Consider the following 25,125-nt stretch of genomic DNA (forward strand, 5'->3'; position numbering starts at 1 on the left):
ACATGCAGTAAGTGTGAAGCGTCGGCGGTCTGCCTGTCAATGGAGTCGGCGTTCGTCAATTCCGCCGAACCCATTGACATCGGATGCGGCGGGGTCGCACCATTGCTGCGTGTCTAGTCAACAGCGCATGAATAGTCAGTCTCCGCGATACGGGGCCGGCATCTGGCACTTCGCGAGCTACCTCGATCGCTACGCCACAGAGGGCTACCGCGACCCGGTCAGCACCATCGAGTGCATCGAGATGGCGGGTCGGGTCGGTTCGCTCTCCGTGGTCGACCTCAACTGGCCGTTCGCGCCCAAGGACGTCGCGACCGCCGACATCAAGGCCGCGCTCGCCGCCGCCGACCTGCGGGCCATCGCGATCACCCCGGAGATCTACAACAAGGACTTCGTCAAGGGCGGCTTCACCAATCCCGATGCGGCGGTGCGGGAGAAGGCGATCGACCTGGTCTCGGCCGCAGCCGAACTGGCGACCGAACTCGGTTGCGACTACGTCAAGCTGTGGCCGGGCCAGGACGGCGTCGACTACCCGTTCCAGGCCGATCACACCCAGTTGCGGCAGTACTCCATCGATGCCGTTCGCGAACTCGCCACCCGCTTCCCGGCCATGAAGTTCGCCATCGAGTACAAACCACGCGAGCCGCGCAATCGCATGCTGTTCTCCTCGGCGGCATTCACGTTGCTCGCGATCGAGGACATGGGCTGCGACAACGTGGGGATCCTGCTCGACTTCGGTCATTCCCTCTACGGCGGCGAGAACCCGGCCGAGGCCGCTCGACTGATCCTCTCGCGCGATCGGCTCTTCGCCATCGACGTCAACGACAACTTCCGCGGCTGGGACGACGACATGGTTGTCGGCTCGGTGCACGTGATGGAGACCTTCGAGTTCTTCCATGCACTGCACCAGGCGAACTGGCAGGGGGTGTGGCAACTGGACCAGTTCCCGTTCCGCGAGGATCCGGTTGCCGCCGCCCGCGACGGGATCGCCACGATGGCCGCGTTCCACGATGCTCTGATCGCCCTCGACCACGACGCCCTCGCCGCCGCGCAGCAGGCGCAGGACGCGCTGCTCGCGCAGAAGATCGCCAAGGCCGCCCTGTACCCGGCTCTCGCGGCTCACGCCGCGGCGTCCATCGAGGCGATCCATGGTTGAGGGTGCCGCGAGGGGGAGCCGGTTGGCCGGAGTCAGGCCCAGCCGAGGGCTCCTGATCGGGTTCGGTGTGGCGCTGGTCCTGATCGTGGCGATCGCCGCGTCGACCACCTACCGGCCCAGTGGCCAGCCCGTACCCGGCCAGCGCGTCGCGTTCGACGCCGCGTCGTACGGGCAGGCGAACTACGCGAGCAAGATCGTCCCCGGCATCGAGCAGGCTGCGGTCGACTTCCCGGAGGTCGCAGCGGCCGTCGCGGCCGATCCCGAGGCCGCGGGCGCCAAGTACGGCAAACGCGACGGCACCTCCCCGTACACCTACTCGGTACGGGTGACCGGCGTGGCCGGGGCTCCGGTCAACGGACTGCTTCCGATCACCGTGGCCTCGGCGCCGCCCGGCGTTCGCGTCTCGGTGCAGATCGGCCCCGCCATCAACGGCACCGCACTGCGTGATGCCACCGGCACCATCGCCTTCAACGACTTCGTCAACCAGGTCGACTATGCCGATGCCGCAACGGCATTGAACCAGGAGATGGCCAAGGAGCTTCTCGCCACGCTGAAGCCGGAATCCCTCGTCGGGAGGACGGTCACCGTGGTCGGCGCCACCGCGCCGCTGACGGCGCAGCTGTTCACCCTCACCCCGGTCGACATCCAGGTCGCGCCGTGACGGCCGCGGACGTGGACGCCTCCACCCGGCCCGACACCGTGGTGCTCGCCGCGGTCGAGGTGAGCAAGACCTACGGCGGAACTCGTGCCCTGCGTGGAGTCGACCTGGACGTCCGTCCGGGCTGCGTCACCGCACTGTTCGGCGAGAACGGCGCCGGCAAATCGACGCTGATGAAGATCCTGTCCGGCATCGAGACGCCGACGTCCGGTGCCGTGGTGCTCGACGGACGGCACGTGAGCTTCGACAGCCCGCGACAGGCGGCCGATCAGGGCGTGGTGATCATCCACCAGGAACTGAGCCTGTGCCCCAACCTCTCCGTCGAGGACAACCTGTTCCTCGGCCGCGAGTCGACCACCCTGGGCTGGGTCGATCGCGCCGGCCAGCGGGAGGCCGCACGCTCGGTGCTGGCCCGACTCGAGGAGAAGATCGATCCCCGAACCACGGTGGGCAACCTGCGTATCGGTCAGCAACAGCTGATCGAGATCGCGCGCGCACTGCTGCAGAACGCGCGCGTGTTGATCATGGACGAGCCCACCTCGGCGCTCAGCGTCACCGAGGTGGACGTGCTGTTCCGGGTGATCCGCGAGCTCACCGCGCAGGGCGTGGCCGTGGTCTACATCTCGCACCACCTCGAGGAGTCCCTCGACATCGCCGACCGCGTGGCAGTTCTGCGCGACGGCGCCCTGGTGGCCACCGCTGCGGCCGACGACGTCGATCTCGACTGGATCGTGCGCAAGATGGTCGGTCGCGAGCAGGATGCACTGTTCCCCGACCGCGCCTCGACGCCGGGCGATCCCGTGCTGTCGATCCGGGGCCTGAACGTGCCCGACCCCGACAACACCTCCCGCATGGCGGTGGTCGAGCTCGATCTCGACGTGCGCGCCGGCGAGGTGGTCGGCATCTACGGCCTGATGGCCTCGGGTCGGACCGAGCTGCTCGAGGCCGTTATCGGCCGCATCCCGGTGGTGTCCGGGGAAATCCTCTTCCACGGTGAGCCGTTGGGGCGCAGCAGCATCCGGGACAGGATCACCAGGGGGATCGCGCTGGTTCCCGAGGACCGTCAGCGCGACGGGCTGGTGCAGTCGATGTCGGTGGGGCAGAACCTGTCGCTGTCGGCGCTCGGACGGTTCCTGTCCGGCGGAGTGGTACGTCGCCGCGACGAGGGGAAGGCCGTGCAGGACATGATCGGCGACGTCACCGTCAAGACGTCCGGTGCCGGTGCGCCGATCGGCTCGCTCAGCGGCGGCAACCAGCAGAAGGTGGTGATCGGCAAGGCGCTGATGACCTCGCCGTCGGTGCTGCTGCTCGACGAGCCCTCCCGCGGGGTCGACATAGGCGCCAAGGCGGACATCTTCGCGCAGATGGCGACCCAGGCCGAGAAGGGCCTGACCGTCGTGTTCACGACATCGGAAGCCGAAGAGGCCCTTCGTATCCCGGATCGGCTGATCGTTCTTCAGCGCGGCCGCGTGGTCGCCGACCTCGACCCCCACACGATCGACCGGTCCACCCTGATGGCGCTCGCGGACGCGTCGGGGCCATCCCACGACCGCGGGCACAGCGATGACCCGTCGAACCCCGATGACCCGTCGAACCCCGATGACCCGTCGAACTCTGGAGCACCCGAATGAGCCACACCGTCGACACCGACCGACCCGCGCAGACCCCCGGGGCGGGCGACCCGCGCAGCGAGCTCGAGCGTTCGTCGCGGATGGAGGCGCGCCGTCTGCGACTGCTCAACGCGGTGTTCGAACTGCGGGCGTTCATCGCGTTGATCGTCCTGATCATCGTGTTCTCCAGCCTGTCGAATACCTACCTCACCGTCGACAACGTGATCACCATGACCAAACACGTTGCCGTCAACGCGATCCTGGCTCTGGGTATGCTGCTGGTGATCCTCAAGGGCGGCATCGACCTCTCGGTCGGGTCCATCGTGGGTCTGTCCGGCGTGGTGTGCGGGGAGCTTCTCGGTGGCGTCCGCATTCCCGGAACCGACACCATCGCCTACCCGCCGGTGTGGGCCACCGTGATCCTCGCGATGGCCGTCGGATCGGTGGTGGGACTGATCAACGGCGTCCTGATCACCCGGTTCAACGTGGCGCCGTTCATCGCCACCCTCGGCATGCTGTACGTGGCCCGCGGAACCGCGCTGCTGCTATCCGGCGGCGCCACCTACCCGAACCTCGGTGGTGACCCCTCGCTGGGCAACACCGGATTCGACTTCCTCGGTCGGTCGCGGCCGCTGGGGCTGCCCACCTCGGCCTGGCTGATGATCATTCTGGCGTTGCTCACCGTGCTGGTGCTCTCACGCACCGCCTTCGGGCGGTGGCTCTACGCAACCGGTGGTAACGAGCGTGCGGCGGAACTGTCCGGTATCCCCGTGCGCCTGGTCAAGACCGTCGTGTACGTGATCTCCGGTGCGGGCGCAGCACTGGGCGGAGCGATCATCGCCTCCGAGTTGGGCTCGGCGGCCCCGCAGGCCGGGGAGAGCTACGAGCTCAACGCAATTGCGGCCGTGGTGATCGGCGGCGCGGCACTCTCCGGTGGACGCGGCAACGTTCGCGGAACGCTTGTGGGCGCCTTCGTGATCGGGTTCCTCGCCGACGGGTTGGTCAATCTCGGGATCTCCACCTTCTGGCAGATCTTCATCAAGGGTTCGGTGATCATCCTCGCGGTGATCCTCGATCAGGGCCAGCAGCGACTGCAGAGGCGCGGCGCCGCCGCAGCAGCCACCGCCGATGCCGTCGAGCACTCGGTGTCGCAGAAGAAGGCGGTGGATTGACGCCGCGAGGTTCGGTCGCAGCAGGTTTCGGTCGCAGCAGGTTCGGTCACAGCAGGTTTCGGTCAGGACTAGGTAAGGAGTAACCATGTTCGGTGCAACGGCGCGACGTACACGGATCGGGATCGCGGTGTTCGTCGCCGCGTCGGCGGTGTTGGCGGGGTGTAGCAGCAACGACGGCGGCAGCACCACCTCCGACAGCAAGTACATCGCCATCATCACCCCGGCTCCGGACAACCCGTTCTTCAAGGCCGAGGGCGACACCGCGAAGGCCACGGCGGAGAAGCTGGGGTACACCGCCACGGTGTCCTCCCACGACGACGATCCGAACAAGCAGAGCGAGCTGATCGACGCCGCCATCTCGAAGAAGGCGACGGCGATCATCCTCGACAACGCGGGCGCCGACGCGTCGATCGGCGCGGTGAAGAAGGCCAACGACGCCGGCGTCCCGGTGTTCCTCATCGACCGCGAGATCAACCAGACGGGCATCGCCAAGGCGCAGATCGTCGCCAACAACTCGCAGGGCGCCCAGCTCTCGGCGCAGGCGTTCGTGCAGGCCCTGCAGGAGAAGGGCAACTACGTCGAGCTGACCGGCAAGGAGTCCGACACCAATGCGGGCGTGCGCTCGAAGGGCTACAACGACGTCATCTCGCAGTACCCGGGAATGACGCTGGTGCAGAAGGAGACCGCCAACTGGGATCAGCAGGAGGCGTTCACCAAGATGGAGACGATCCTGCAGCGCAACCGTGACATCCAGGGTGTCATCGCGGGCAACGACACCATGGCGCTGGGTGCGGTCGCCGCGCTGCAGGGGGCCGGGCTCAACAACGTCGTCGTCGTCGGCTTCGACGGCAGCCCCGACGCCATCGCGGCGATCAAGTCGGGAACCATGGTGGCGACGTCCATGCAGCTGGCAGCGCAGATTGCGCAGTCCGCAGTGGAGCAGGCCGACAAGTACGCCAAGACCGGCTCGACCGGAATGCCCGAGAAGCAGTCGGTGGACTGCCAGCTGATCACCAAGGACAACGCCGATCAGTACGGAGTGTTCGCCAAGAAGTAGGCCGACGCGCAGGGGTGCCGTGCCCGTCGGATCCGGCAGTCGGTCCGGCCTGTCGGGTCGGTCTGTCAGGTCGGACGGAGCCGGAAGATCGGGAACCGGCGCCCCTGCGCCTTGGCGGTGTAGCCGTCGAACCCCGGCGACGCAGCGGTGAACTTGGCCCACTCGGCCGCCCACTCGTCGTCGTCGATCTCGGTGACGTCGACGGTCAGGGTTCGCACAGCGCCGTCGCCGGGTACCTCGATCTCGATGCGCGGGTGGGCACGCAGGTTGTGCACCCAGGCGGGATCCTTCACCGAACCGGCCGCGGAGCCCACGACCATCCAGGTATCGCCCTCGTGGATGGAGAACAGCGGGTTCAGGCGCACCTGTCCGCTCTTGGCCCCGATCGTGTGCAGCACGATCAGCCTGTCCCCGAACCCGGCCGTGGTGACATGGCCGCCGGTGCGGCGGAACTCGTCGATGATGGTGGCGTTGAAATCGGTCATCGGGTCATCATGCGCGATGCTCGGGGCCCCCGCGCCTACCTTCGGGTCGTCGCACGGACGGTCGCAGGCGATCGGGTCTTCTCCTCGCTGGGTGTGTTGTGCCCACCTTCGAGCGAATTCAGCGGACAGGCGCCGCCGAATTCGCTCAGAGGTGGGCAAGAAGACCACCCCGCCCTACCTCCAAGCGTCGGGATTGAGCCGCCCCCGTTCGGACACCCGGTACCGTCCGCGTATGCGAGCCGTCACATTGCACCGGGGCGCCCTGGCCGTCGAGGATGTGGCCGATCCGACGCCCACCACGGGTCAGGTTCTGCTCGATGTGACCCGGTGCGGCATCTGCGGGTCGGACCTGCACGCCCGCACACAGGGCGACGCCACCGCCGATGTGGCCGCCGAGATCGGGTACACCACCTTCATGCGTTCGACCGAACGCGTGGTGATGGGGCACGAGTTCACGGGCACTGTGGCCGAGTACGGCCCCGGCACCCGTCGACGCCTACCCGTGGGGACGCCGGTGGTGGCGATGCCGATGCTCGGCACGGACAGCGGCCTCGAACTGACCGGGCTCTCCGCCAACGCACCGGGCGGGTACGCGGAGCAGGTGCTGGTCACCGAGGCCCTGATGTTCGAGGTCCCCGATGCCCTCAGCCCGGACCTCGCCGTGCTGACCGAACCTCTGGCCGTGGCGTTGCATGCGGTCAACCGTGGGAACCCGGGTGCCCGCGATACCGCCGTGGTGATCGGCTGCGGACCCATCGGGCTCGCGGTGATCACGGTGCTCAAGGCGCGCGGAGTGCGCACCGTGGTCGCAAGCGACTACTCCGCTCCCCGCCGCGCCCTGGCAGCTCGGTGCGGGGCGGACGTGGTGATCGATCCGGCCGAGCGTTCGCCGTGGACGGTGTTCGACGAGGGCTCGAAGTACATCACCACCCCCACCCAACTGTTCGACCTCGCCCTCACCGCGATGCGCACGGCGCGAGCGGTGCCGTTGGTCCCCTGGAATCGCGTGGTCGCCACCGCACAGAAGTTGGGTGCCGATCCACGCGGACCCGTGGTGTTCGAGTGCGTCGGCACGCCCGGCGTGATCGAGCACATCGTCAGCAAGGCGCCGCTTCGTTCGCGCATCGTGGTGGTGGGTGTGTGCATGGAACCGGACACCTTCCGTCCTGCGATGGCGATCAACAAGGAGGTGGACCTGCGGTTCGCGTTCGGGTACGACCCCGTCGAGTTCCACGGCGCGATGGCTCTGATGGCTCGCGGGAAGATCGACCCCTCGCCGCTCATCACCGACACCGTGGGGCTGTCCGGTGTGGCCGACGCCTTCGACCGACTGTCCTCGGCCGAACACGCCAAGATCGTCGTCGACCCCACCCGCGCATCATGACCGAGCACTCGACGACCGTGCGCCCTGCGCGGCCGTCGGACCTGCCCGAGATCCTCGAGATCCACAACCAGGCCATCGCCGAGACCACCGCGATCTGGGACACCGAGCTCGTCGACCTGGCCGAGCGGCAAGCCTGGTTCGACGCCCGCGCCGCCGCCGGGCACCCGATCCTGGTTGCCGATATCGGTGGTGCCGTCGCCGGGTACGCCTCGTACGGGCAGTTCAGGCCCAAGGCCGGGTACGCGCAGACCGTGGAGAACTCCGTCTACGTCGCCACCGAGTTCCAGCGGCGCGGAGTGGCCACCGCGCTGCTCTCCGCATTGATCGACGCCGCGAACGTCGGCGGTGTGCACGTGATGGTGGCGGGAATCGAGTCCACCAACGTGACATCGATCGCGTTGCACGAGAAGTTCGGGTTCACGGTGGTGGGCGTAATGCCCGAAGTGGGAAGGAAATTCGGCCGCTGGCTGGATCTGACCCTCATGCAGCGCGGGATCGGCGGTGTCGGCGCTGTGAAACACTGGAACTCGTGATTTCGACGTCGACGTCCGCGCGCCTGTTCGAGCGCGCATCCGCCGTCATTCCCGGTGGTGTGAACTCGCCCGTGCGCGCCTTCCGCTCGGTGGGCGGAACCCCCCGATTCATCTCCACAGCCTCCGGCTACACCCTCACCGACGCCGACGGCCACGAGTACGTGGACCTGATCTGCTCGTGGGGCCCGATGATCCTGGGCCACGCGCACCCGGCGATCGTGGAGGCGGTGCAGACCGCGGCGGCGTCCGGCCTGTCGTTCGGTGCCCCGACCGAGCGCGAGATCGAGCTGGCCGAGGCCATCATCGGTCGCGTCGGCCCCGTGGAGCAGGTGCGGCTGGTCAACTCCGGCACCGAGGCGACCATGAGCGCCGTGCGGTTGGCACGCGGGTTCACCGGTCGGAGCAAGATCGTGAAGTTCGCCGGGTGCTATCACGGTCACGTCGATGCGCTGCTCGCCGATGCGGGTTCCGGTGTCGCCACGCTGGGTCTGCCCACCTCGCCGGGCGTGACGGGCGCGCAGGCCGAGGACACCATCGTGCTGCCCTACAACGACCTCGACGCGGTGCGGGCGGTCTTCGCCGAGTACCCCGACTCCATTGCGTGCGTGATCACCGAGGCCGCTGCAGGGAACATGGGCGCCATCGCTCCGGCGGCGGGGTTCAACGCGGGCCTGAAGGACATCACCGCTGCTCACGGCGCCCTGCTGATCATGGACGAGGTGATGACCGGGTTCCGGGTGAGCTCCTCGGGCTGGTTCGGCGTCGACGGTGTGGCCGGTGATCTCTACACGTTCGGCAAGGTGATGAGCGGCGGGTTGCCGGCCGCGGCGTTCGGCGGTCGCGCCGACGTGATGGCCCACCTCGCCCCGTCGGGCCCGGTGTACCAGGCGGGCACGCTGTCGGGGAACCCGGTGGCGGTGGCCGCGGGCCTGGCCACCCTGCAGCTGGCCGACGAGGCCGTCTACCGCGCGCTCGAGGCGAACGCGAGCCGACTCGGCTCGCTGCTCGGCGAGCACCTGAGCGCAGCGGGGGTTCCGCACCGGGTGCAGTTCGCAGGCACCATGGTGAGTGTGTTCTTCTCCGAGACCCCCGTGACCGACTATGCCGGGGCCAAGGCCGCGCAGACGTGGCGGTTCCCCGCGTTCTTCCATGCGCTCCTCGATGGCGGCGTCTACCCCCCGCCCAGCGCGTTCGAGGCGTGGTTCGTCTCGTCCGTTCTCGACGACCGGGCGTTCGAGATCATCGACTCGGCGCTGCCCGCCGCGGCGCGCGCCGCAGCGGCCGCGTCGGCACCGGAGGGTTCGGCATGAGCGAGAACGAGAGCGTCCGCACGATCGTGCACGTGATGCGCCACGGTGAGGTGTTCAACCCCGGCGGCATCCTCTACGGGCGACTGCCCGGGTTCGACCTGTCCGACACCGGGCGAGCGCAGGCGAAGACCGTCGCCGACACCCTTGCCGGCCACGACATCACCCACGTGGTCGCGTCCCCGCTCGAGCGGGCCCAGCAGACCGCAGCCCCCATCGCCGCGGCGCACGGACTGACGGTGTCCACCGACGAGAACCTGATCGAGGCGGGCAACGACTTCGAGGGCCTGAAGGTCTCCGTGGGCGACGGCGCCCTGGGACGGCCGAAGTACTGGTGGCGGCTGCGCGATCCCTTCACCCCGTCGTGGGGCGAGCCGTACCTGCAGATCGCGCACCGCATGCTCGCCGCGGTCGGTGCCGCGCGCGTGTCGGCCGTCGGTCACGAAGCGGTCTGCGTCTCACACCAACTGCCGGTGTGGACCCTGCGCCGATTCCTGCAGGGCGACCGACTCTGGCACGACCCGCGGCAGCGCCAGTGCGGCCTCGCGTCGCTGACCTCCCTCGTCTATGAGGGGGACACCCTCGTCGACATCGTCTACTCCGAGCCGGCCGGGTCGTCCGACCCGACGATCACCGGGGCATGACCACCGCCCGCGCGCAGCACTCCCTGCTTGCGAAAGCCTGTGCGGTGCTCGCCGCCTGTTCGGTGCTGGCGGGCTGCGCGACGGGCACCGATGCGGTGGCGCAGGGCGGCACGTTCGACTTCGTCTCCCCGGGCGGGAAGACCTCGATCCTCTACGACCCGCCGTCCTCGCGCGGAACCGTGGGCGAGATCTCCGGACCCGACCTGATGACCGAGGGCAAGACCACCTCGCTGTCGGATTTCACCGGCCAGGTGGTGGTGATCAACGTGTGGGGTCAGTGGTGCGGTCCGTGCCGCGCCGAGGCCGACGACCTCGAGAAGGTGTACACCGATTCCAAGGATCGCGGCGTGACGCTGCTCGGGATCAACGTGCGCGACCCGCAGAAGCAGAAGGCCCAGGACTTCGTCACCGACAACAAGATCACCTACCCCTCGATTTACGATCCGGCTCTGCGCAGCCTGCTGGGCCTCGGGCGCAACTACCCGACGTCGGTGGTGCCGACGACCATCGTCCTCGACCGGCAGCACCGCGTGGCAGCGGTGTACCTGACCGAACTGCTGGCCACCGATCTTCAACCCGTCGTCGACCGGATCGCGGCCGAACAGTGATCTGGGAACAGCCATGACGCTGGCGGGTGGGATCGGCGCCACGTTCTCCGATGCCGCGGCCAGCGGCCCGCTGATCCTGGCGTTCGGTGCCGCGATGCTCGCCGGGTTGGTCTCGTTCGCCTCGCCCTGCGTGGTGCCGTTGGTGCCGGGCTACCTGTCGTACCTGGCGGGGATCGTCGGGGCGCAGGCGCCGGCCGTGACCGCCGACGAGGCCGCGGTGATGACCCGTACCCGCGGGCGGTATCGCGTGGTGGGTGCGGCGCTGCTGTTCGTCGCCGGGTTCACGGCCGTGTTCGTCCTGGCGACGGCCACGGTGTTCGGCGCGATCTCGGTGATCGCGGTCAACCGCGAACTCCTCCAACGAGTGGGTGGTGTGATCACCATCGCCATGGGCCTGGTGTTCATCGGGCTCATCCCTGCGCTGCAACGCGACACCCGCCCGGAACCACGGTTGATCGGGTCGATCGCCGGTGCGCCCCTGCTCGGAGCCGTGTTCGCGCTGGGGTGGACACCGTGCCTGGGCCCCACCCTGGCGGGGGTGATCTCCCTGACCGCGGGCACCGACGGCGCCACCGCTGCGCGTGGGGTGACTCTCATCGTGGCGTACTGCCTCGGACTCGGACTACCGTTCGTAGTACTGGCACTGGGTTCGGTGCGGGCCCTGCGTGCGGCCGCGTGGTTGCGGCGGCACGGGCGGGTCATCCAGATCGTCGGGGGGGTGCTGCTGATCGCCGTCGGACTCGCGCTGGTGACGGGGGCATGGGACGTGTTCGTCTCGTGGATCAGGGATCGTTTCGTCAGCAGCACCGTGCTGCCGATCTGACCGCAACACCGATGAGAACCGCTCCACCGATGAAGACCGCTCCAACCATCAGGACCAACAGGAGTACCCGAGGAATGAGGATCGTCTCCAGGGTGACGGCGACCGTACGCAACTATTGGCGCGCCCTCACCTCGATGCGCACGGCGCTGGTTCTGCTGTTCCTGCTCGCGCTGGCCGCGATCCCCGGTGCCCTGTTGCCGCAGCGCAGCCTGAACTCCGGCAAGGTCGACACCTATATCGCCAACCGGCCCACCCTGGGTCCGCTGATGGATCGGCTCGAACTGTTCGACGTCTTCAGCAGCTTCTGGTTCACGGCCATCTACGTGCTGCTGTTCGTCTCCCTCGTCGGCTGCATCCTGCCGCGCTGCGTCGACCACTATCGGGCTCTGCGCACCCCGCCGGTGCCAACCCCGCGCAACCTCGCGCGTCTGCCGCACCACGCCAGTGTCGAGCGCGACGGCGAGTCCGCGGAGCAGGCCGTCGCGCGCGTGCGCGGCTACCTGCGGGGCTGGCGGATCGCCGAGCGGGAGGAGCAGCGCGACGGCGCAGCGCCGGCGCTGACGATCTCCGCCGAGAAGGGCTACACGCGCGAGCTGGGCAACCTGGTGTTCCATCTCTCGCTGGTCGGACTGCTCGTGGCCATCGCCGTCGGCAAGCTGTTCGGATACGAGGGCAACGTGGTGGTGGTGGCCAACGACGGCCCCGGCATCTGCACCACCTCGCCCGCGGTGTTCGACTCGTTCCGCGCCGGCAACATCGAGGACGGCACCGGCCTCACCCCTATCTGCGTGCGGGTGAAGAACTTCGCCGCCGACTACCTGCCCAACGGTCAGGCGGAGCAGTTCACCTCCGACATCGAGTACCAGGCGGGCGACGACCTGGTGACCAACACCTGGCGCCAGGACACCCTGCAGGTCAACCACCCGCTGAGGGTGGCCGGTGACCGCGTGTACCTGCAGGGCCACGGGTACGCGCCGACGTTCACCGTCACCTACCCGAACGGCGAGAGCCGCACCGACACCGTGCAGTGGGAACCCACCGACGGCACCACGTTCCTCTCCAGCGGGGTGATGCGGTTCGATCCGCCGGCGGGTCTGTTCCCCGACAACGACGAGCGCCGCAAGAACCAGATCGCCATCGAGGGACTCTTCGCGCCGACCGCGTCGTTCAACGGGACGCTGCTCTCGTCGAGCTTCCCGGCGCCCAACGATCCGGCCGTGGCCATCGACATCTACAAGGGTGACGCCGGCCTCGACACCGGTCAGCCGCAGTCGCTCTTCTCGCTGAGCCACGATCTGATCGCCCAGGAGCGCCTGGTCAAGCAGGCCCGGGTGAACCTGAAGCCGGGCGAGACCACCACGCTCGCCGACGGCACCACGGTGCGCTTCGACGGCGCCGAGCAGTTCGTGAACCTGCAGGTTGCGCACGACCCGGCGCAGAACTTCGTGCTGATCTTCGCGATCGCGATGATGGCGGGCCTGCTGGTGTCCCTGATGATCAAGAGACGCCGGATCTGGGTGCGGGTGAGCACCGACGACGACGCACGACGTATCGTAGTAGAACTGGGCGGGCTGGCCCGGACCGATCAGGCCGGATGGGGTGAGGAGTTCGACAGGCTCACCGAACGGCTCTCGGCCGACCACGCCAACCCCACCGCACCAGCCGCACGACCTCATCCCTCAGGAGTGAAGTGATGCCGATCAACGAGACCCTCGCGCAGTACAGCGACTGGGCGTTCCGATCCGCCTTCGCGGTGTACGTGTTGGCGGCGGTGTTCCTCGTCGCCCGCTACGCGACGGTGAAGGTCGACGCCTCGGCCGCGGCCGAGCGCAAAGTTCTGGTGGGCGCGGGGGCGAGCATGCCGCCGGTGGCTCCCACCGGCCCCGGTCGGGTGATCACCGCTCCGCGGCGTCCGGCGTCCGAGCGGTTCGGTGGCGTCGGATTCGCGCTGGTGGTCCTGGCGGCGGCGCTGCAGGTGATCTCCATCGTGCTGCGCGGCTTCGCGACCGAACGTTTCCCGCTCGGCAACATGTACGAGTTCGTGGTGATGGCCACTGCGGCCGCCACCGTCACCGGCGTGATCGCACTGCGACGGATGCGCGAAACGCTGGTCTTCGTGGTGGTGCCGGTGCTGATCCTGATGTTCCTGGCGGGGACCGTGCTCTACGCCGACGCCGCGCCCGTGGTGCCCGCTCTGCGGTCGTACTGGCTGCCGATCCACGTGACCGTGGTCAGCGTCGGTAGCGGAATCTTCCTCGTCGGTGGCGTCGCCTCGCTGCTGTACCTGCTGCGGATGCGCTTCCCACGCGGTGAGGAGTCCTCGACCGCCCTCGGCCGATTCGCTGCCCGGCTGCCCGATGCCGAGACCCTCGACCGGCTGGCGTACAAGACCACCATCATCGGGTTCCCGATCTTCGGAGCCGGGGTGATCCTCGGCGCCATCTGGGCCGAGGCGGCGTGGAGCCGGTTCTGGGGCTGGGATCCCAAGGAGACGGTGTCGTTCATCGCGTGGGTCATCTACGCCGCCTACTTGCACGCACGGGCGACCACCGGATGGCGCCGGGCAGCGGCATGGATCAATGTCGCAGGTTTCGTGGCAATGCTGTTCAATCTCTTCATCATCAATATGGTGGTGTCGGGTCTGCATTCGTATGCGGGTCTGAACTGACGTAATCGGCACGTGTCGACCGACCGGCGAAGGGCAGAGTGTGACGACGGATAGCCCGCGTGAGGAGCACCGCGACGAGCTGCCCGGGGGGCTCTCAGACGAGCGATACCCGTCCACCTACACCTCGAGATACCCGGACTCGACACTGCCGGATTCGGCTTCCCTGGACGCCGATTACTCGGAGTCGGCCACTCCCGTGGAGGCCACGTTCACCCTGCCGTACGAGTCGCGGTATCCGGTGCCCGAGGGCGGTCGGGCGAGTCGACGCCAGGCCCACGCGCGCGACGAGCAGCCCAGCACCACCGGGTTCTGGCCGCCGCCGCAGTTCACCATGAGCACCCCGCCGCCGGCAGCGTCGTCGGCGTCGTCGAACGACCTGTCCACCTCGGCCCTGCTCGGACCGGTGCGCGAGGTGCCCACCACCACGCTGCGCCGTCTGCTCTACCGCGCGTCGGGTGGTCGCATCCACGTGGCCAACAGCGCCAAGGAGATGCGCCGGATCGCGCTGACCAAGCAGATCAATCAGCCGCTGCGGGGCAGCAGCAAGATTGCCGTTCTCTCGCTCAAGGGTGGGGTGGGCAAGACCACCGTCACCGCGACGCTCGGCTCCACCTTCGCCGCGCTGCGCGGCGATCGCGTGATCGCCGTCGACGCGAATCCCGACCGCGGGACGCTGAGCCAGAAGATGCGGCTCGAGACCGACGCAACCGTGCGCACGCTTCTGCGCGACGTGCGCACCCTGGACAAGTATTCCGAGGTGCGCCGCTACACCTCGCAGAACAAGCACCGCCTGGAGATCCTGGCGTCCGACGCCGATCCTGCGGTGTCCGAGGCGTTCAGCGCCGCCGACTACGACAAGACAGTGGCGTTGCTCGAGCGCTTCTACAGCATCATCATCACCGACTGCGGTACCGGGCTTCTGCACTCGGCCATGCAGGGGATCCTCCACGGTGCGGACTCGCTGATCATCGTCAGCTCAGGCTCGGTGGATGGTGCCCGCAGCGCGTCGGCAACCATGGACTGGCTCGACGCGCACGGCTACCGCACGCTGGTCGAGCAGTCGATCGCCGTGGTGAACATGGTGCGCCCGCGGTCGGGCCAGGTTGCGCTGGACCGCATCATCGAGCACTTCGAGCAGCGCTGCCGCGCGGTACGGGTGATCCCGTTCGACCCGCATCTCGAGCAGGGGGCCGAAGTGGATCTCGACCGACTCAAGCCGCGCACGCGTTCTGCACTGCTGGAGTTGGCGGCGGCAGTGAGTTCGTCCTTCAGCTGACGATCAGCTCACCGAGCCGTCATCGGGCCCGGAGCCATCGCGCCCGGAACGCCTGTCCCGGTTCAATTTCCACAGGAAATCCGGGTCGTCATCGGGCCCGTACACACGTGCTGCCGGTGCCTTGCCGTCAGGACCGAAAGCCTTCCACAGCAGCACCAGCACGGTGACCAGACCGATCAGAGCGAGTAGATAAACCACGACACACCTCCCACTTACGAGAGTAGCCGCACTTCGGGCCCCGGTGTGGTGAGGTCAGCGATGAGCTTCGGTGGTGAGCTCCTCGAGCAGCTGCATCACTTCGGTCTCCCGGAAGCGTCGGTGACCGCCCGGGGTGCGCAGCGAGCCCAGGCGACCCGCATGAGCCCACCGCGTGACCGTCTTCGGATCGACGTGGAACAGGCTCGCAACCTGTCCGGGGGTCAGCAGGTTCTCGTGGCGGAGCGGGTAGGCGGGTGCACTCATCGCGATAGGTCCTAACTTTCTCGTGTGGAGCTGCCGTGTGGTCCGGGGACCGTGGTCGGTTGCGTGGATTGGGACATTCGACGCAAATGAAGGTACTTCGTCAACCGAACCTATACTGCCATCACGGGCCGCGGTACTCGACTCGTGAGCCAAATCCAAAGCGGAAGTAATGGACATAGCGGGTGAATCCGACGGCGCTATCCTGGCGCCATGACCGAGGAAGACAGCTCCGAGAAGGCCCCTGTTCCCGCGGCACCGTCCGCAGGTCCGTCATCGAGAGCCGACCTCGTACGCAGCCTCGCCCTCTACACCGCGGCGCGGTTGGGGCTGGTCGCGGTGGTGGCGGCGGTCGTCGTGCTGGGCGCGAGAGCGTTCGGTGTGGAGATCCCGCTCATCGTGGCTCTCGTCTTCGCTCTCGTCATCGCATTCCCTCTCTCCCTCGTGCTGTTCAAGGGCCTGCGCAACCGCGTCACCGCGAACATTGCCGCCGTCGACGAACAGCGACGCATCGCCCGCGAGGACCTGCAGCAGCGCCTGCGCGGCGAGCGCGACTGACACCGCCGGGTGGGCCCGAGCGCCCGGCGCTCAGTGCAGGGCGCGCGCCGCGATCGACCGCGAGAGGTGGTCGGTCTGCTCGATGACCAGTCGACGCAGAGCCGCGGGGGCGTCGAGATTGCGCCCGAGCCACGCCGTCGGCGCATCCGCGGTGTCGGTCTGTGGGAAGAGCCCGAGAACGACACGTCGTGCGATCTCGATACTGCGAGTGGACCACACGCCGACTAGGTCGTCGAAGTAGGCGCCGTCGTACTGCTCGATCAGTGCACGCGAGGGCCCCGAGGTGAACCCCCGAATGCGGGCGCTGATCTCGTCGTTGGACAGGCCGGCGTCCGGATCGAGTATCTCGGCGCGTGTGCGTGCCCGTCGTGACGCGCTCGGAAGCGCGCTCATGGCGGCGCGATGACCGATCACCCCCGACGCCGTGCGGTCCCGTGCGAGAGCGGCGTCCAGCTCGTCGACCAACGGGGAGTGATCGGCGTCGGACGCGTCCTGTGCGGCGAGGGCGAACCACAGCGACCAGCGCTGATCGGGATCGAGATCGTCCGATGCCAACACCTCGCGTACCCGCGGAGACGATCCGGGGGTGCGCTCGGCGGCGGCGGCGAAGGCGCGGAACCATTCGACGTACGCGTCGGAGCCGGGTAGCGCGGCGTGCAGGGACGTCCACGTCACCTCCAGCCAGGTGGACCTGGTGGTGTCGCGGTCGGCGCTGTAGCGCTCGACGGCCACCGCCGCGTTGCCCAGGATCGACGACTGCACGGCCACGTCGGATTCGCCCGGTGCGAACCGTGCGACGACGTCGAGGAAGTCCGCGGCGGGTAGCAGCGCATCGCGTGTGGCGTTCCACAGCGCCGACCAGATCAGCGCCCGCTGCAGGGTGTCGTCGATCGCGCCGATGCGAGTTCGCACGGTCGCCAGCGTCCGCTCGTCGAGGCGGGTCTTGGTGTAGGTGAGGTCCTCGTCGTTGATCACGATCACCGGGCAGTCGACGATGGCCGTCTCGGACACGGGTGTGCGAACACCACTCACGTGCAGGCGCTCGGATGCCACGGTGACCAGTGCGTCGCCCCGAACATCGAGTCCGGCGACCACCACGGCCTGCGGCCGCGGATCGGTGCCCGCAGGCACGGTCTGGACGACGGTGGCGCTCGCGCGGTCGAACGTCAGCTCGCCGACCCCCGAGGTCCGCAGCCACGCACTCGCCCAGGTGTCGAGCGATCGGTCGGCGGCGGTGGACAGTTCGGTGAGCAGATCGGGGAGCGTGGTGTTGCCGTAGGCGTGGCGGCGGAAGTAGGCGCGCGAACCCGCCAGGAACGCCTCCTCCCCGACGTAGGCGGCGAGCTGCTTGAGCACGCTCGCGCCCTTGGCGTAGGTGATGCCGTCGAAGTTGAGCTTGGCCGCCTCGAGGTCGGCGATGTCGGCCACGATGGGGTGCGTGGTGGGCAGCTGGTCCTGCTGGTACGCCCAGGCCTTGCGGCGGATGGCGAAGCTCACCCACGCGTCGGCGAACTCGGTGGCGCGGACCGAGGCCAACGAGCCCATGTAGTCCGCGAACGACTCCTTGAGCCACAGGTCGTCCCACCACCGCATGGTCACAAGGTCGCCGAACCACATGTGCGCCATCTCGTGCAGGATGGTGTTGGCGCGCGCGGCGTACTGCGATCGTGTTGCGGCGCTGCGGAATACGTACGCCTCGGTGAAGGTGACGCACCCGGGGTTCTCCATGGCACCGAGGTTGTACTCGGGCACGAACACCTGGTCGTACTTGCCGAAGGGGTATCGGTGGTCGTCGACGTCGCGAACGAAGACCTCGTGGAAGAAGTCCAACCCGTGCGCGGTGACGGTCAGGATGGTCTCGGCGTCGAGGTGCTCGGCCAGCGACGCTCGGCACATTACGCCGAGGGGAACCGTGAGATCGCCACGGCTCCAGGATGATTCGACGCGATGGTACGGGCCGGCGACGATCGCGGTGATGTAGGTGGAGATCGGCAGGGTGGGCGCGAAGATCCGCCGCTGCCCGTCGAACTCGGTGACGGACTGGTTCGAGAGCACCTTCCAGTCCGCGGGCGCAGCGACGGTGAAGGTGAAGGGCGCCTTGATATCCGGCTGCTCGAAGCACGCGAACACCCGACGGCAATCGGCCGGCTCGTACTGCGTGTACAGGTACGTCTGCCCGTCGGCCGGGTCCTCGAACCGGTGCAGGCCCTCGCCGGAGCGGCTGTAGCGGCCACGCCCGCGCACCGTCACCGTGGTGGGGCCGTGCAGATCACGCAGCGCGATCCGTGCGCCGTCGTACTCCACCGTCACCGCCGCCCCGTTCACCTCCACCGCGTCGACGTGGCCGAGGAAATCCAGCCAGGTGTGCCCGGTGGTGGCGGTGAAGGTGACCGTGCAGGTGCTGGCGAAGGTGGGAACAGTGTGGTCGGGCGCGCTGCGCAGGTCGAGTTCGACGGCGTAGGCGACGTCGGTGATCGACCGCGCGCGGGCCGCGGTCTCCTCGCGCGTCAGGTTTGCCGTGTTCATGATCGGGCGGTGTTCATGATCGGGCCGGGTCGATGATCGGGCTGGGCGTCGTGGCTGCGTTGCGCATGCGGTCATCTTTACCCGACGTCGGCGGACCCCACGGCCGTCGCCGAAATGTTGTCAATTTTCGTTGACAGCCGCGGTGAGTCCGTCTACCGTCGTGGCCATGGCAATCACCGATTCCACCGGGCTGTCGGCCTCGGCCGGTTCCGCCGATCCTGCCGAGGGTCTGCGCGCCGTCACGGCCCTTCGACGTCTGGCGGACCGGCTCGAAGCGCTGCACGTGCGCGCCGCACGCGAACAGGGGTGGTCGTGGCAGTCCATCGCCGACGCCCTCGGCGTGAGCCGCCAGGCCATGCACCAGAAGTACTCCCGGAGAAAGTGAGCGTCATGTTCGAACGATTCACCAAGGAACCGCGGCTGAGCATCGTGCGTGCCCAGCGTGAGGCGCACCAACTCGGCGCCCGCTCCCTCGACTCCGGATACCTGCTGCTGGGGGTCACCCTCACCGCGCAGGCCGCCCTCGGCGAGGCCCTCACCCGAGCCGGTCTCACCGCCGATGCGGTCCGTCGAGCCGTGGTCACCCGGCCGGACCCGGCGGACCCGTCGAGCCTCGACGAGCAGGACCGGCAGGCCCTCGAATCGATCGGGATCGATCTCGGCGCCGTGCGCGAATCGGTGGAGAGTCGCTTCGGGTTCGGTGCCATGGACATCAGGCCCGGCCGTCGCCGTCGACTGCGGTCGCCGAACCCCAAGCGATGGGGCCACCTGCCCTTCGAGAAGTCGGCCAAGAACGTCCTCGAGGGTGCGCTGCGCGAGGCGGTCCGCCGCCAGGACCGCGCGATCGGGCTCGAACACATGGTGCTCGCCGCGATCAACACCGTCGACGCGATACCGGCATCGGTGGCCGGGCCGGTGGAGATCGCGCGCCTGCGCCTCGATGTCGAGGACCTGCTCGATCGGTCGGCGGCATGAGCCTGATCGCACGCCTGGTCATCAACGCCGTCGCCATCTGGCTCGCCGCCGCCTGGGTGGAGGGCATCTCCATCGTCAGCCCGGGCGACGGGGTGGGTGTCGACATCCTCGTCGTGCTCGGTATCGCCGCGGTGTTCACCCTGGTCAACGCCGTCATCAAGCCGGTCGTGAAACTGCTGTCCCTGCCGCTTCTGATCGTGACGCTGGGACTGTTCACGCTGGTGATCAACGCGCTGATGCTGCTGCTCACCGCGGCGATCACCTCGACCACCAACTATGGGCTCGAGATCGTCGGCTTCTGGGCGGCTTTCTGGGGCGCGATCATCGTCTCGCTCGTGAACTGGGTCCTCGGTGTGCTCGTGCCAGAAAAGGTGTGAGTCGCGCGACGGTGTGACGCGGTTCAGCCGATGATCAGCGCCGCCGCGGTGCCGAACGACCACAGAAGCATCGTCAGGCCGGTGTCGCGCAGAGCCGGGATCAGGGCCAGCCCGGTGGCCCCGGTGCGCAGCGGAGTGTTGGCCTTCACCGCGAGCGGCAGCGCGAGGAGTCCCAGCAGGGCCCACGGCACGTGGATCGACAGGCTTGCGGTGACGACGAACGGCACGGCCAGCAGCACCACGTGCGCGATGCGGGTGCGTCGGTCACCGAGGCGCACCGCGAGGGTGATCTTGCCCGCCTCGGTGTCGGTGGGGATGTCGCGCAGGTTGTTCGCCACCAGCACCGCACTCGAGAAGCACCCGACGGCCACCGCCGTCGCCACCCCGACGCCGTCGATGCGGTCGGCCTGCACGAACTGCGTTCCCAGCACCGCCACCAGCCCGAAGAACACGAACACCGCGATCTCGCCGAATCCGCTGTAGCCGTAGGGCTTCGAGCCTCCGGTGTAGAACCAGGCACCGGCAATGGAGAACACGCCGATGGCCACCAACCACCACGCGGTGGTCGCTGCCAGGACCAGCCCCGCAGCTGCCGCCACCGCGAAGCATGCGACGGCGGCGGTGCGCACGGCCGTCGGCGTCGCCAGCCGAGAACCCACCAGCCGCAGCGGGCCGACACGGTTGTCGTCGGTACCGCGGATTCCGTCGGAGTAGTCGTTGGCGTAGTTGACCCCGATGATGAGCGACAGCGAGACCACCAGCGCCAGGATCGCCTTCCACCACACCGCGCCGTCGAGCCAGGCCGCCGCTCCGGTGCCGGCCACCACGGGTGCGATCGCGTTGGGGAGGGTGCGGGGCCGGGCCCCTTCTATCCACTGCGCAACTGTCGCCATGGTGACGATCATTGCGCATCCCACACTCGTCGTCCCTTTTGCGTGTGTTCACCGAAACGTTATGATCGTCTTTCGCGCCTTCACACCCGAAGGTTTCCCGTGGTCTGTCGTGGTCGGCCATGGATGATGCGCTGGTGTCGCGTCGTGCCCGCAGCACGCGTGATCGCATTTCCCGGGGGGCTTCGTGGGCAACACCTATCCGCTGATCGCGGACGTCATCCGCGCGATGGATCGCGGCGAACTCGACCGCGCCATCTGTGCGCTCACCCTCGCCCAGCGTCGCTGCCTGCTCGCCGGCGACGTCGAGGGCGCGATCTCCGTGACCACCGATCTGGAACTGTGCCTGTCCGCACGCAACACCGACGGCACGCTCACCCACTGACGTTCACCCCGAGATGCTCACCGACTGGGATGGCGTTCCAGCAGCCTCCGCACCTCGGCTCTGTCGATCTTTCCCGGTCCGCGCAGGGGCAGACCGGGCACGAACGTCACGGTCCGCGGTGCGGCATAAGGGCCCAGAGCGGACGCGACGTGATCGCGGAGCGCTCCGGCGGTGGTGGTGACGCCCTCGCGCACCACCACCGCCGCCGCCACGGCCTGACCCAGTCGCTCGTCGGCAACCCCCACCACCGCGCACTCGGCGACGGCGGGATTAGCGCACAGAACGTCCTCGACCACGCGGGGCACCACGGTGAGGCCGCCGGTGCTCACCGCGTCGTCGAGTCGGCCCAGCACGGTGAGGACGCCGTCGTGGATCTGCCCGGCATCGTCGGTGCGAAACCACCCCGGTTCGGCGAACGCCTCGTGGTCGGGGTGCCCGCGGTAGCCCGAGGCCAGCGTGGACCCGCCCAGCACCACCCGCGCGCCGTCGAGCCGCACCCGCACCCCGTCCAGCGGTAGCCCGTCGTACACGCAGCCGCCGCAGGTCTCGCTCATCCCGTAGGTGCGCACCACCGTGATCCCCGCCTCGCGGGCGCGGGCGAGCACCGGCGCGGGGGTGGCGGCGGCGCCCAGCAGAACGGCGTCGAGCTCGGCGAGTGCCGCGGTGGCCTCCGGGTGGTCGAGGGCCTTGATCAGCTGCGTCGGGACCAGGGAGGTGTAGCGCCGCGGACCGGCCATGCTCGCGATGGCAGGGGGCAGCGCACCGGGATCGAAGCCACCGGCGACGTCGACGATCACCGGGTCGGTGCCCGCGGCGAGGCTGCGCAGCAGTACCTGCAGGCCCGCGACGTGATGGGCGGGCAGTGCCAGCAGCCACGTGCCCGGGCCGCCCAGGCGGGCGTCCGTGGCCGCGGCGCTGGCCTGCAGTGCTTCGGCAGTGAGCATGGCGCCCTTGGGAACACCCGTCGACCCCGACGTGGCGACGACCAGCGCCACCGCGGGGTCGATGGGCTCGCCGGGGGAGAGGGCGTCGGTGAGCCGAGCGGTCTCACCCGGGTCGGCCGCAGGAACCGGGAGCAGGCTGCGCCGGCCGTCGAGCGCGTCGGCGAGGGCGGGCAGGACCGCGCGCACCGCCTCACCCGTCGGGATGGGCAGCGGCTCGAGGATCATCCGCGCTGATCTTTGCGCAGGGGGTGCTCGGGGGGAATTTCGACGAACACGATGGGTACGCCGTCCGGGTCGCAGATCCACATCTCGATCAGCCCCCACGGCTCGGTGGTGGGCCCGCGTTCGATGGCCACACCCGCCGCGCGTAGCTCGGTGGCGGTGGCCTCGGCGTCACGGATCTGCAGCCACAGGGCGCCGTCGAACGTGCTCGGCCGACCACTGCCGCCGTGCCCGGCCACCTCGATCAGACCCTGCCCGGCGAAGAACACCGTGCCGCCGGGGTAGGTGCGCGCGATCGCGAGCCCGAGGGTGTCGCGATAGAACGCCGTGGTGCGGGCGGGGTCGGCGGGCCGCAGGATGATGCGGCTGCTCAGCACCTCCATCAGCGGTGCCCGGTGATGGTGCCTGCGACCGGCGGCGACGGAGTCATGACCGATAGTCAACCGGCTCCGCTGCTGCGAGGGCAACCCTCCACGGCGGGACGTTCATGGTCTCGAGGTCGGACGACCGGTGGGATGCTGCCCGGGCAGGTCCCACAGCCAGTAGTCGGCAATCTGCGTGAACCCCATCCGCGTGTAGACCGGGTAGCCCGCGGTCGTGGCCTGCAGCACCGCGGTGCCGGCGGCCGGGTTCGCGCCGTCGTGGATCGCATGCCAGGTGATGGCCGCAGCGAACCCGCGCCGCCGGAAGCCTCGCCGGACGGCGACGAAGTACACGCCGACGGTGTCGCCGGACCGCACGCTCACGCTCACAGCGACGCAGCGCCCGTCGAGGCGGCCGAGGTGGAACTGCAGATCGCCCTCCGCCAGCGCCGCCTTGGTGGCGAGCGGCTTGAGCAAGGCCGGGTCCATCCGGTATCCGGCAGCGGCGCTGTCCACGAACGAGCGGAGGTCGGCGACATCGTCCGCAGTGGCAAGTACGAGCGGTGTCTTCAGCGGCGGCACGGAACCGGTCAGGGGCATGGTCATGATCGGGTACAGCGGTTCGCGCTCGACCCCGTGACGCGCGGCGAACGTCTCGGCTGCGACGCTGGGCCCTCCGCTGACGAGCCGCCACGACCCACTCGACCCACTCGACCCAAAGTGCTGCTCGGCGGCAGCGATCGCCGCCTCGTCGCTCTCCGGCGATCCGCCGTCACAGTGGAGCTGGTTGAAACCGGTTGCCTGAATGCCGGTCTCGATGATCAGGCCACCCGGTGTCTCGTTCACCGCACCGCCACACACCGGGGCGATCTGCTGCCAGAAAGCTCGGTGATTTCGGTGCGCTGCTCGGATGTCGATGCACTCCTCCTCTGTTGGGCGGCGGGCTCGGCGTCGATAGTCCGATATGCCGTCGCCGGCCGAGTATCGGGTTGTATAAGGACGTATAAGGCCAGGCCTTATACACGCACATACAACCTGATACTCCGGTCTGCAGCTGCTCTACGGAGCAACCAACCGGGCATCGCGGGCCCGCCGAGTCCCGATCAGAAGTACCAGGGATACGGCGACCAGTCGGGCTCACGCTTCTCCAGGAAGGCATCGCGTCCCTCGACGGCCTCGTCGGTCATGTACGCCAGACGGGTGGCCTCCCCGGCGAACAGTTGCTGGCCCACCAGCCCGTCGTCCTGGAGGTTGAAGGCGTACTTGAGCATGCGCTGCGCCTGCGGCGACTTGCCGTTGATCTTCTTCGCCCACGCGATGCCCTCGGTCTCGAGCTCGGCGTGATCGACCACCTTGTTCACCGCGCCCATGCGGTGCATGTCCTCGGCGGAGTACTCATCGCCGAGGAAGAAGATCTCGCGGGCGAACTTCTGCCCCACCATCTTCGCCAGGTAGGCACTGCCGTATCCGCCGTCGAAGCTGCCCACGTCGGCATCGGTCTGCTTGAAGCGGGCGTGCTCGCGGCTGGCGAGGGTCAGATCGCACACCACGTGCAGGCTGTGCCCACCGCCGGCGGCCCACCCGTTGACCAGGCAGATCACCACCTTGGGCATGGTGCGGATCAGCCGCTGCACCTCGAGGATGTGCAGGCGCCCGGCGCGGGCACGATCGACGGTGTCGGCGGTCTCGCCATCCGCATACTGGTAGCCGCTGCGTCCACGAATGCGCTGATCACCACCCGAGCAGAAGGCCCACACCCCGTCCTTGGGCGCCGGGCCGTTGCCGGTGATGAGCACTGCTCCGACGTCGGAGGTCATCCGGGCGTGATCGAGCGCGCGGTACAGCTCGTCGACGGTGCCGGGTCGGAACGCGTTGCGCACCTCGGGACGATCGAACGCCACGCGCACCGTGCCGTCGGTGATGTGCCGGTGATAGGTGATGTCGGTGAGGTTCTCGAAGCCGGGAACCGGCCGCCAGAGCTGGGCGTCGAAGGTCATGGGTCAAACGATAGTGACCGGCCCGGGCGGCCAGGTGCCGACAGTTGGTTAC

Annotated in this window: 28 protein-coding genes; 19 read left to right on the plus strand and 9 right to left on the minus strand. The window is 68.5% G+C overall.

Annotated features, from left to right (window positions below; genetic code table 11):
• Positions 1-127 precede the first annotated feature (127 nt).
• The 5 genes from ACY48E_RS00560 to ACY48E_RS00580 all read left to right on the plus strand — a co-directional run bounded on the left by ACY48E_RS00560 (position 128) and on the right by ACY48E_RS00580 (position 5,650).
• Positions 128-1,153 carry a sugar phosphate isomerase/epimerase family protein gene (locus tag ACY48E_RS00560; protein ID WP_462870098.1) on the plus strand — a complete coding sequence of 342 codons (1,026 nt, stop codon included), beginning with the start codon at positions 128-130 and terminating at the stop codon, positions 1,151-1,153.
• Positions 1,146-1,814: a DUF2291 family protein gene (locus ACY48E_RS00565; RefSeq protein WP_462870099.1), complete on the plus strand. Its 669-nt coding sequence runs from the start codon at positions 1,146-1,148 to the stop codon at positions 1,812-1,814. The genes ACY48E_RS00560 and ACY48E_RS00565 overlap by 8 nt, the downstream gene beginning before the upstream one ends.
• Complete coding sequence (locus tag ACY48E_RS00570) at positions 1,811-3,442, plus strand: sugar ABC transporter ATP-binding protein (RefSeq protein ID WP_462870101.1); 1,632 nt, start codon at positions 1,811-1,813, stop codon at positions 3,440-3,442. Before ACY48E_RS00565 ends, ACY48E_RS00570 begins: the two co-directional genes overlap by 4 nt.
• The gene (locus ACY48E_RS00575; protein WP_462870102.1) at positions 3,439-4,593 is read left to right on the plus strand and encodes an ABC transporter permease; all 1,155 of its coding nucleotides are present in this window, start codon (positions 3,439-3,441) and stop codon (positions 4,591-4,593) included. Before ACY48E_RS00570 ends, ACY48E_RS00575 begins: the two co-directional genes overlap by 4 nt.
• Before the next feature lie 85 nt (positions 4,594-4,678).
• Complete coding sequence (locus ACY48E_RS00580; RefSeq protein ID WP_462870103.1) at positions 4,679-5,650, plus strand: substrate-binding domain-containing protein; 972 nt, start codon at positions 4,679-4,681, stop codon at positions 5,648-5,650.
• Between the two features lie 65 nt (positions 5,651-5,715).
• On the opposite strand, the gene ACY48E_RS00585 is transcribed toward ACY48E_RS00580, so the two are convergent.
• Complete coding sequence (locus ACY48E_RS00585; RefSeq protein WP_462870104.1) at positions 5,716-6,135, minus strand: nitroreductase/quinone reductase family protein; 420 nt, start codon at positions 6,133-6,135, stop codon at positions 5,716-5,718.
• A 232-nt stretch (positions 6,136-6,367) separates the two neighbouring features.
• Here ACY48E_RS00585 and ACY48E_RS00590 point away from each other — a divergent pair, with 232 nt between their 5' ends.
• The 9 genes from ACY48E_RS00590 to ACY48E_RS00630 are packed head-to-tail and all read left to right on the plus strand — an operon-like array spanning position 6,368 to position 15,378.
• Positions 6,368-7,519, plus strand: a complete 1,152-nt coding sequence (locus ACY48E_RS00590; RefSeq protein WP_462870105.1) for a zinc-binding dehydrogenase — start codon at positions 6,368-6,370, stop codon at positions 7,517-7,519.
• A complete protein-coding gene (locus ACY48E_RS00595) occupies positions 7,516-8,052 on the plus strand; it encodes an N-acetyltransferase family protein (protein WP_462870487.1) in 537 nt (178 codons plus the stop codon). The genes ACY48E_RS00590 and ACY48E_RS00595 overlap by 4 nt, the downstream gene beginning before the upstream one ends.
• Positions 8,040-9,362 carry a glutamate-1-semialdehyde 2,1-aminomutase gene (gene hemL, locus ACY48E_RS00600; RefSeq protein ID WP_462870488.1) on the plus strand — a complete coding sequence of 441 codons (1,323 nt, stop codon included), beginning with the start codon at positions 8,040-8,042 and terminating at the stop codon, positions 9,360-9,362. Before ACY48E_RS00595 ends, hemL begins: the two co-directional genes overlap by 13 nt.
• On the plus strand, positions 9,359-10,003 hold the full coding sequence (locus tag ACY48E_RS00605; protein WP_462870106.1) for a histidine phosphatase family protein: 645 nt from the start codon (positions 9,359-9,361) through the stop codon (positions 10,001-10,003). Before hemL ends, ACY48E_RS00605 begins: the two co-directional genes overlap by 4 nt.
• On the plus strand, positions 10,000-10,611 hold the full coding sequence (locus tag ACY48E_RS00610; RefSeq protein WP_462870107.1) for a TlpA disulfide reductase family protein: 612 nt from the start codon (positions 10,000-10,002) through the stop codon (positions 10,609-10,611). Before ACY48E_RS00605 ends, ACY48E_RS00610 begins: the two co-directional genes overlap by 4 nt.
• Before the next feature lie 13 nt (positions 10,612-10,624).
• Complete coding sequence (locus tag ACY48E_RS00615; RefSeq protein WP_462870108.1) at positions 10,625-11,434, plus strand: cytochrome c biogenesis CcdA family protein; 810 nt, start codon at positions 10,625-10,627, stop codon at positions 11,432-11,434.
• Positions 11,435-11,463: 29 nt separating this feature from the next.
• Positions 11,464-13,128, plus strand: coding sequence for a cytochrome c biogenesis protein ResB (gene resB, locus ACY48E_RS00620; RefSeq protein WP_462870109.1), 1,665 nt, complete (start codon positions 11,464-11,466; stop codon positions 13,126-13,128).
• Positions 13,128-14,102, plus strand: a complete 975-nt coding sequence (ccsB, locus tag ACY48E_RS00625; protein ID WP_462870111.1) for a c-type cytochrome biogenesis protein CcsB — start codon at positions 13,128-13,130, stop codon at positions 14,100-14,102. Before resB ends, ccsB begins: the two co-directional genes overlap by 1 nt.
• A 40-nt stretch (positions 14,103-14,142) precedes the next feature.
• Entirely contained in the window at positions 14,143-15,378 is a 1,236-nt protein-coding gene (locus tag ACY48E_RS00630) for a MinD/ParA family ATP-binding protein (RefSeq protein ID WP_462870112.1), read from the plus strand.
• Positions 15,379-15,381: 3 nt separating this feature from the next.
• On the opposite strand, the gene ACY48E_RS00635 is transcribed toward ACY48E_RS00630, so the two are convergent.
• Together ACY48E_RS00635 and ACY48E_RS00640 are read right to left on the minus strand one after the other, a co-directional pair.
• Positions 15,382-15,576 carry a hypothetical protein gene (locus ACY48E_RS00635; protein WP_462870113.1) on the minus strand — a complete coding sequence of 65 codons (195 nt, stop codon included), beginning with the start codon at positions 15,574-15,576 and terminating at the stop codon, positions 15,382-15,384.
• Between the two features lie 54 nt (positions 15,577-15,630).
• Positions 15,631-15,840: a BldC family transcriptional regulator gene (locus tag ACY48E_RS00640; RefSeq protein WP_462870114.1), complete on the minus strand. Its 210-nt coding sequence runs from the start codon at positions 15,838-15,840 to the stop codon at positions 15,631-15,633.
• Positions 15,841-16,050: 210 nt separating this feature from the next.
• Between ACY48E_RS00640 and ACY48E_RS00645 the strand changes: the two genes are divergently transcribed.
• On the plus strand, positions 16,051-16,395 hold the full coding sequence (locus ACY48E_RS00645; RefSeq protein WP_462870115.1) for a DUF4229 domain-containing protein: 345 nt from the start codon (positions 16,051-16,053) through the stop codon (positions 16,393-16,395).
• 30 nt (positions 16,396-16,425) lie between these two features.
• Here the strand turns inward: ACY48E_RS00645 and pepN are convergent, their stop codons facing one another.
• A complete protein-coding gene (gene pepN, locus ACY48E_RS00650) occupies positions 16,426-18,921 on the minus strand; it encodes an aminopeptidase N (protein ID WP_462870116.1) in 2,496 nt (831 codons plus the stop codon).
• 172 nt (positions 18,922-19,093) lie between these two features.
• Here pepN and ACY48E_RS00655 point away from each other — a divergent pair, with 172 nt between their 5' ends.
• From ACY48E_RS00655 to ACY48E_RS00665, 3 genes are read left to right on the plus strand one after another with little or no spacing between them, the layout of a single operon-like run.
• Complete coding sequence (locus tag ACY48E_RS00655) at positions 19,094-19,306, plus strand: helix-turn-helix domain-containing protein (RefSeq protein ID WP_462870489.1); 213 nt, start codon at positions 19,094-19,096, stop codon at positions 19,304-19,306.
• A 5-nt stretch (positions 19,307-19,311) separates the two neighbouring features.
• Entirely contained in the window at positions 19,312-19,896 is a 585-nt protein-coding gene (locus ACY48E_RS00660) for a Clp protease N-terminal domain-containing protein (protein WP_462870117.1), read from the plus strand.
• A complete protein-coding gene (locus tag ACY48E_RS00665; RefSeq protein WP_462870118.1) occupies positions 19,893-20,273 on the plus strand; it encodes a phage holin family protein in 381 nt (126 codons plus the stop codon). Before ACY48E_RS00660 ends, ACY48E_RS00665 begins: the two co-directional genes overlap by 4 nt.
• A 23-nt stretch (positions 20,274-20,296) precedes the next feature.
• Here ACY48E_RS00665 and ACY48E_RS00670 read toward each other — a convergent pair whose 3' ends face one another.
• Positions 20,297-21,166, minus strand: a complete 870-nt coding sequence (locus ACY48E_RS00670) for a 1,4-dihydroxy-2-naphthoate polyprenyltransferase (RefSeq protein WP_462870119.1) — start codon at positions 21,164-21,166, stop codon at positions 20,297-20,299.
• 184 nt (positions 21,167-21,350) lie between these two features.
• Here ACY48E_RS00670 and ACY48E_RS00675 point away from each other — a divergent pair, with 184 nt between their 5' ends.
• Positions 21,351-21,548, plus strand: a complete 198-nt coding sequence (locus ACY48E_RS00675; RefSeq protein ID WP_462870120.1) for a hypothetical protein — start codon at positions 21,351-21,353, stop codon at positions 21,546-21,548.
• Between the two features lie 17 nt (positions 21,549-21,565).
• On the opposite strand, the gene menE is transcribed toward ACY48E_RS00675, so the two are convergent.
• The 4 genes from menE to ACY48E_RS00695 all read right to left on the minus strand — a co-directional run bounded on the left by menE (position 21,566) and on the right by ACY48E_RS00695 (position 25,073).
• Positions 21,566-22,717, minus strand: coding sequence for an o-succinylbenzoate--CoA ligase (gene menE / locus ACY48E_RS00680; RefSeq protein WP_462870121.1), 1,152 nt, complete (start codon positions 22,715-22,717; stop codon positions 21,566-21,568).
• Positions 22,714-23,097, minus strand: coding sequence for a VOC family protein (locus ACY48E_RS00685; RefSeq protein ID WP_462870490.1), 384 nt, complete (start codon positions 23,095-23,097; stop codon positions 22,714-22,716). The genes menE and ACY48E_RS00685 overlap by 4 nt, the downstream gene beginning before the upstream one ends.
• Positions 23,098-23,199: 102 nt before the next feature.
• A complete protein-coding gene (locus ACY48E_RS00690) occupies positions 23,200-23,922 on the minus strand; it encodes a GNAT family N-acetyltransferase (protein WP_462870122.1) in 723 nt (240 codons plus the stop codon).
• A gap of 257 nt (positions 23,923-24,179) precedes the next feature.
• Complete coding sequence (locus tag ACY48E_RS00695; RefSeq protein WP_462870123.1) at positions 24,180-25,073, minus strand: 1,4-dihydroxy-2-naphthoyl-CoA synthase; 894 nt, start codon at positions 25,071-25,073, stop codon at positions 24,180-24,182.
• Positions 25,074-25,125: the final 52 nt, after the last annotated feature.

Source organism: Rhodococcus sp. AZ1, from assembly GCF_054979605.1.

Bases quoted from the DNA above. Each gene is read 5' to 3' on its own strand.
- ACY48E_RS00660 (WP_462870117.1), top strand. From the start codon at position 19,312: ATGTTCGAACGATTCACCAAGGAACCGCGGCTGAGCATCGTGCGTGCC.
- ACY48E_RS00565 (WP_462870099.1), top strand. From the start codon at position 1,146: ATGGTTGAGGGTGCCGCGAGGGGGAGCCGGTTGGCCGGAGTCAGGCCC.
- ACY48E_RS00580 (WP_462870103.1), top strand. From the start codon at position 4,679: ATGTTCGGTGCAACGGCGCGACGTACACGGATCGGGATCGCGGTGTTC.
- ACY48E_RS00610 (WP_462870107.1), top strand. From the start codon at position 10,000: ATGACCACCGCCCGCGCGCAGCACTCCCTGCTTGCGAAAGCCTGTGCG.
- ACY48E_RS00640 (WP_462870114.1), bottom strand. From the start codon at position 15,840: ATGAGTGCACCCGCCTACCCGCTCCGCCACGAGAACCTGCTGACCCCC.
- ACY48E_RS00615 (WP_462870108.1), top strand. From the start codon at position 10,625: ATGACGCTGGCGGGTGGGATCGGCGCCACGTTCTCCGATGCCGCGGCC.
- ACY48E_RS00560 (WP_462870098.1), top strand. From the start codon at position 128: ATGAATAGTCAGTCTCCGCGATACGGGGCCGGCATCTGGCACTTCGCG.
- ACY48E_RS00695 (WP_462870123.1), bottom strand. From the start codon at position 25,073: ATGACCTTCGACGCCCAGCTCTGGCGGCCGGTTCCCGGCTTCGAGAAC.
- ACY48E_RS00670 (WP_462870119.1), bottom strand. From the start codon at position 21,166: ATGGCGACAGTTGCGCAGTGGATAGAAGGGGCCCGGCCCCGCACCCTC.
- pepN (WP_462870116.1), bottom strand. From the start codon at position 18,921: ATGAACACGGCAAACCTGACGCGCGAGGAGACCGCGGCCCGCGCGCGG.
- menE (WP_462870121.1), bottom strand. From the start codon at position 22,717: ATGATCCTCGAGCCGCTGCCCATCCCGACGGGTGAGGCGGTGCGCGCG.
- ACY48E_RS00685 (WP_462870490.1), bottom strand. From the start codon at position 23,097: ATGGAGGTGCTGAGCAGCCGCATCATCCTGCGGCCCGCCGACCCCGCC.
- ACY48E_RS00595 (WP_462870487.1), top strand. From the start codon at position 7,516: ATGACCGAGCACTCGACGACCGTGCGCCCTGCGCGGCCGTCGGACCTG.
- ACY48E_RS00590 (WP_462870105.1), top strand. From the start codon at position 6,368: ATGCGAGCCGTCACATTGCACCGGGGCGCCCTGGCCGTCGAGGATGTG.
- ACY48E_RS00605 (WP_462870106.1), top strand. From the start codon at position 9,359: ATGAGCGAGAACGAGAGCGTCCGCACGATCGTGCACGTGATGCGCCAC.
- ACY48E_RS00645 (WP_462870115.1), top strand. From the start codon at position 16,051: ATGACCGAGGAAGACAGCTCCGAGAAGGCCCCTGTTCCCGCGGCACCG.
- resB (WP_462870109.1), top strand. From the start codon at position 11,464: ATGAAGACCGCTCCAACCATCAGGACCAACAGGAGTACCCGAGGAATG.
- ACY48E_RS00665 (WP_462870118.1), top strand. From the start codon at position 19,893: ATGAGCCTGATCGCACGCCTGGTCATCAACGCCGTCGCCATCTGGCTC.
- ACY48E_RS00585 (WP_462870104.1), bottom strand. From the start codon at position 6,135: ATGACCGATTTCAACGCCACCATCATCGACGAGTTCCGCCGCACCGGC.
- ACY48E_RS00575 (WP_462870102.1), top strand. From the start codon at position 3,439: ATGAGCCACACCGTCGACACCGACCGACCCGCGCAGACCCCCGGGGCG.
- ccsB (WP_462870111.1), top strand. From the start codon at position 13,128: ATGCCGATCAACGAGACCCTCGCGCAGTACAGCGACTGGGCGTTCCGA.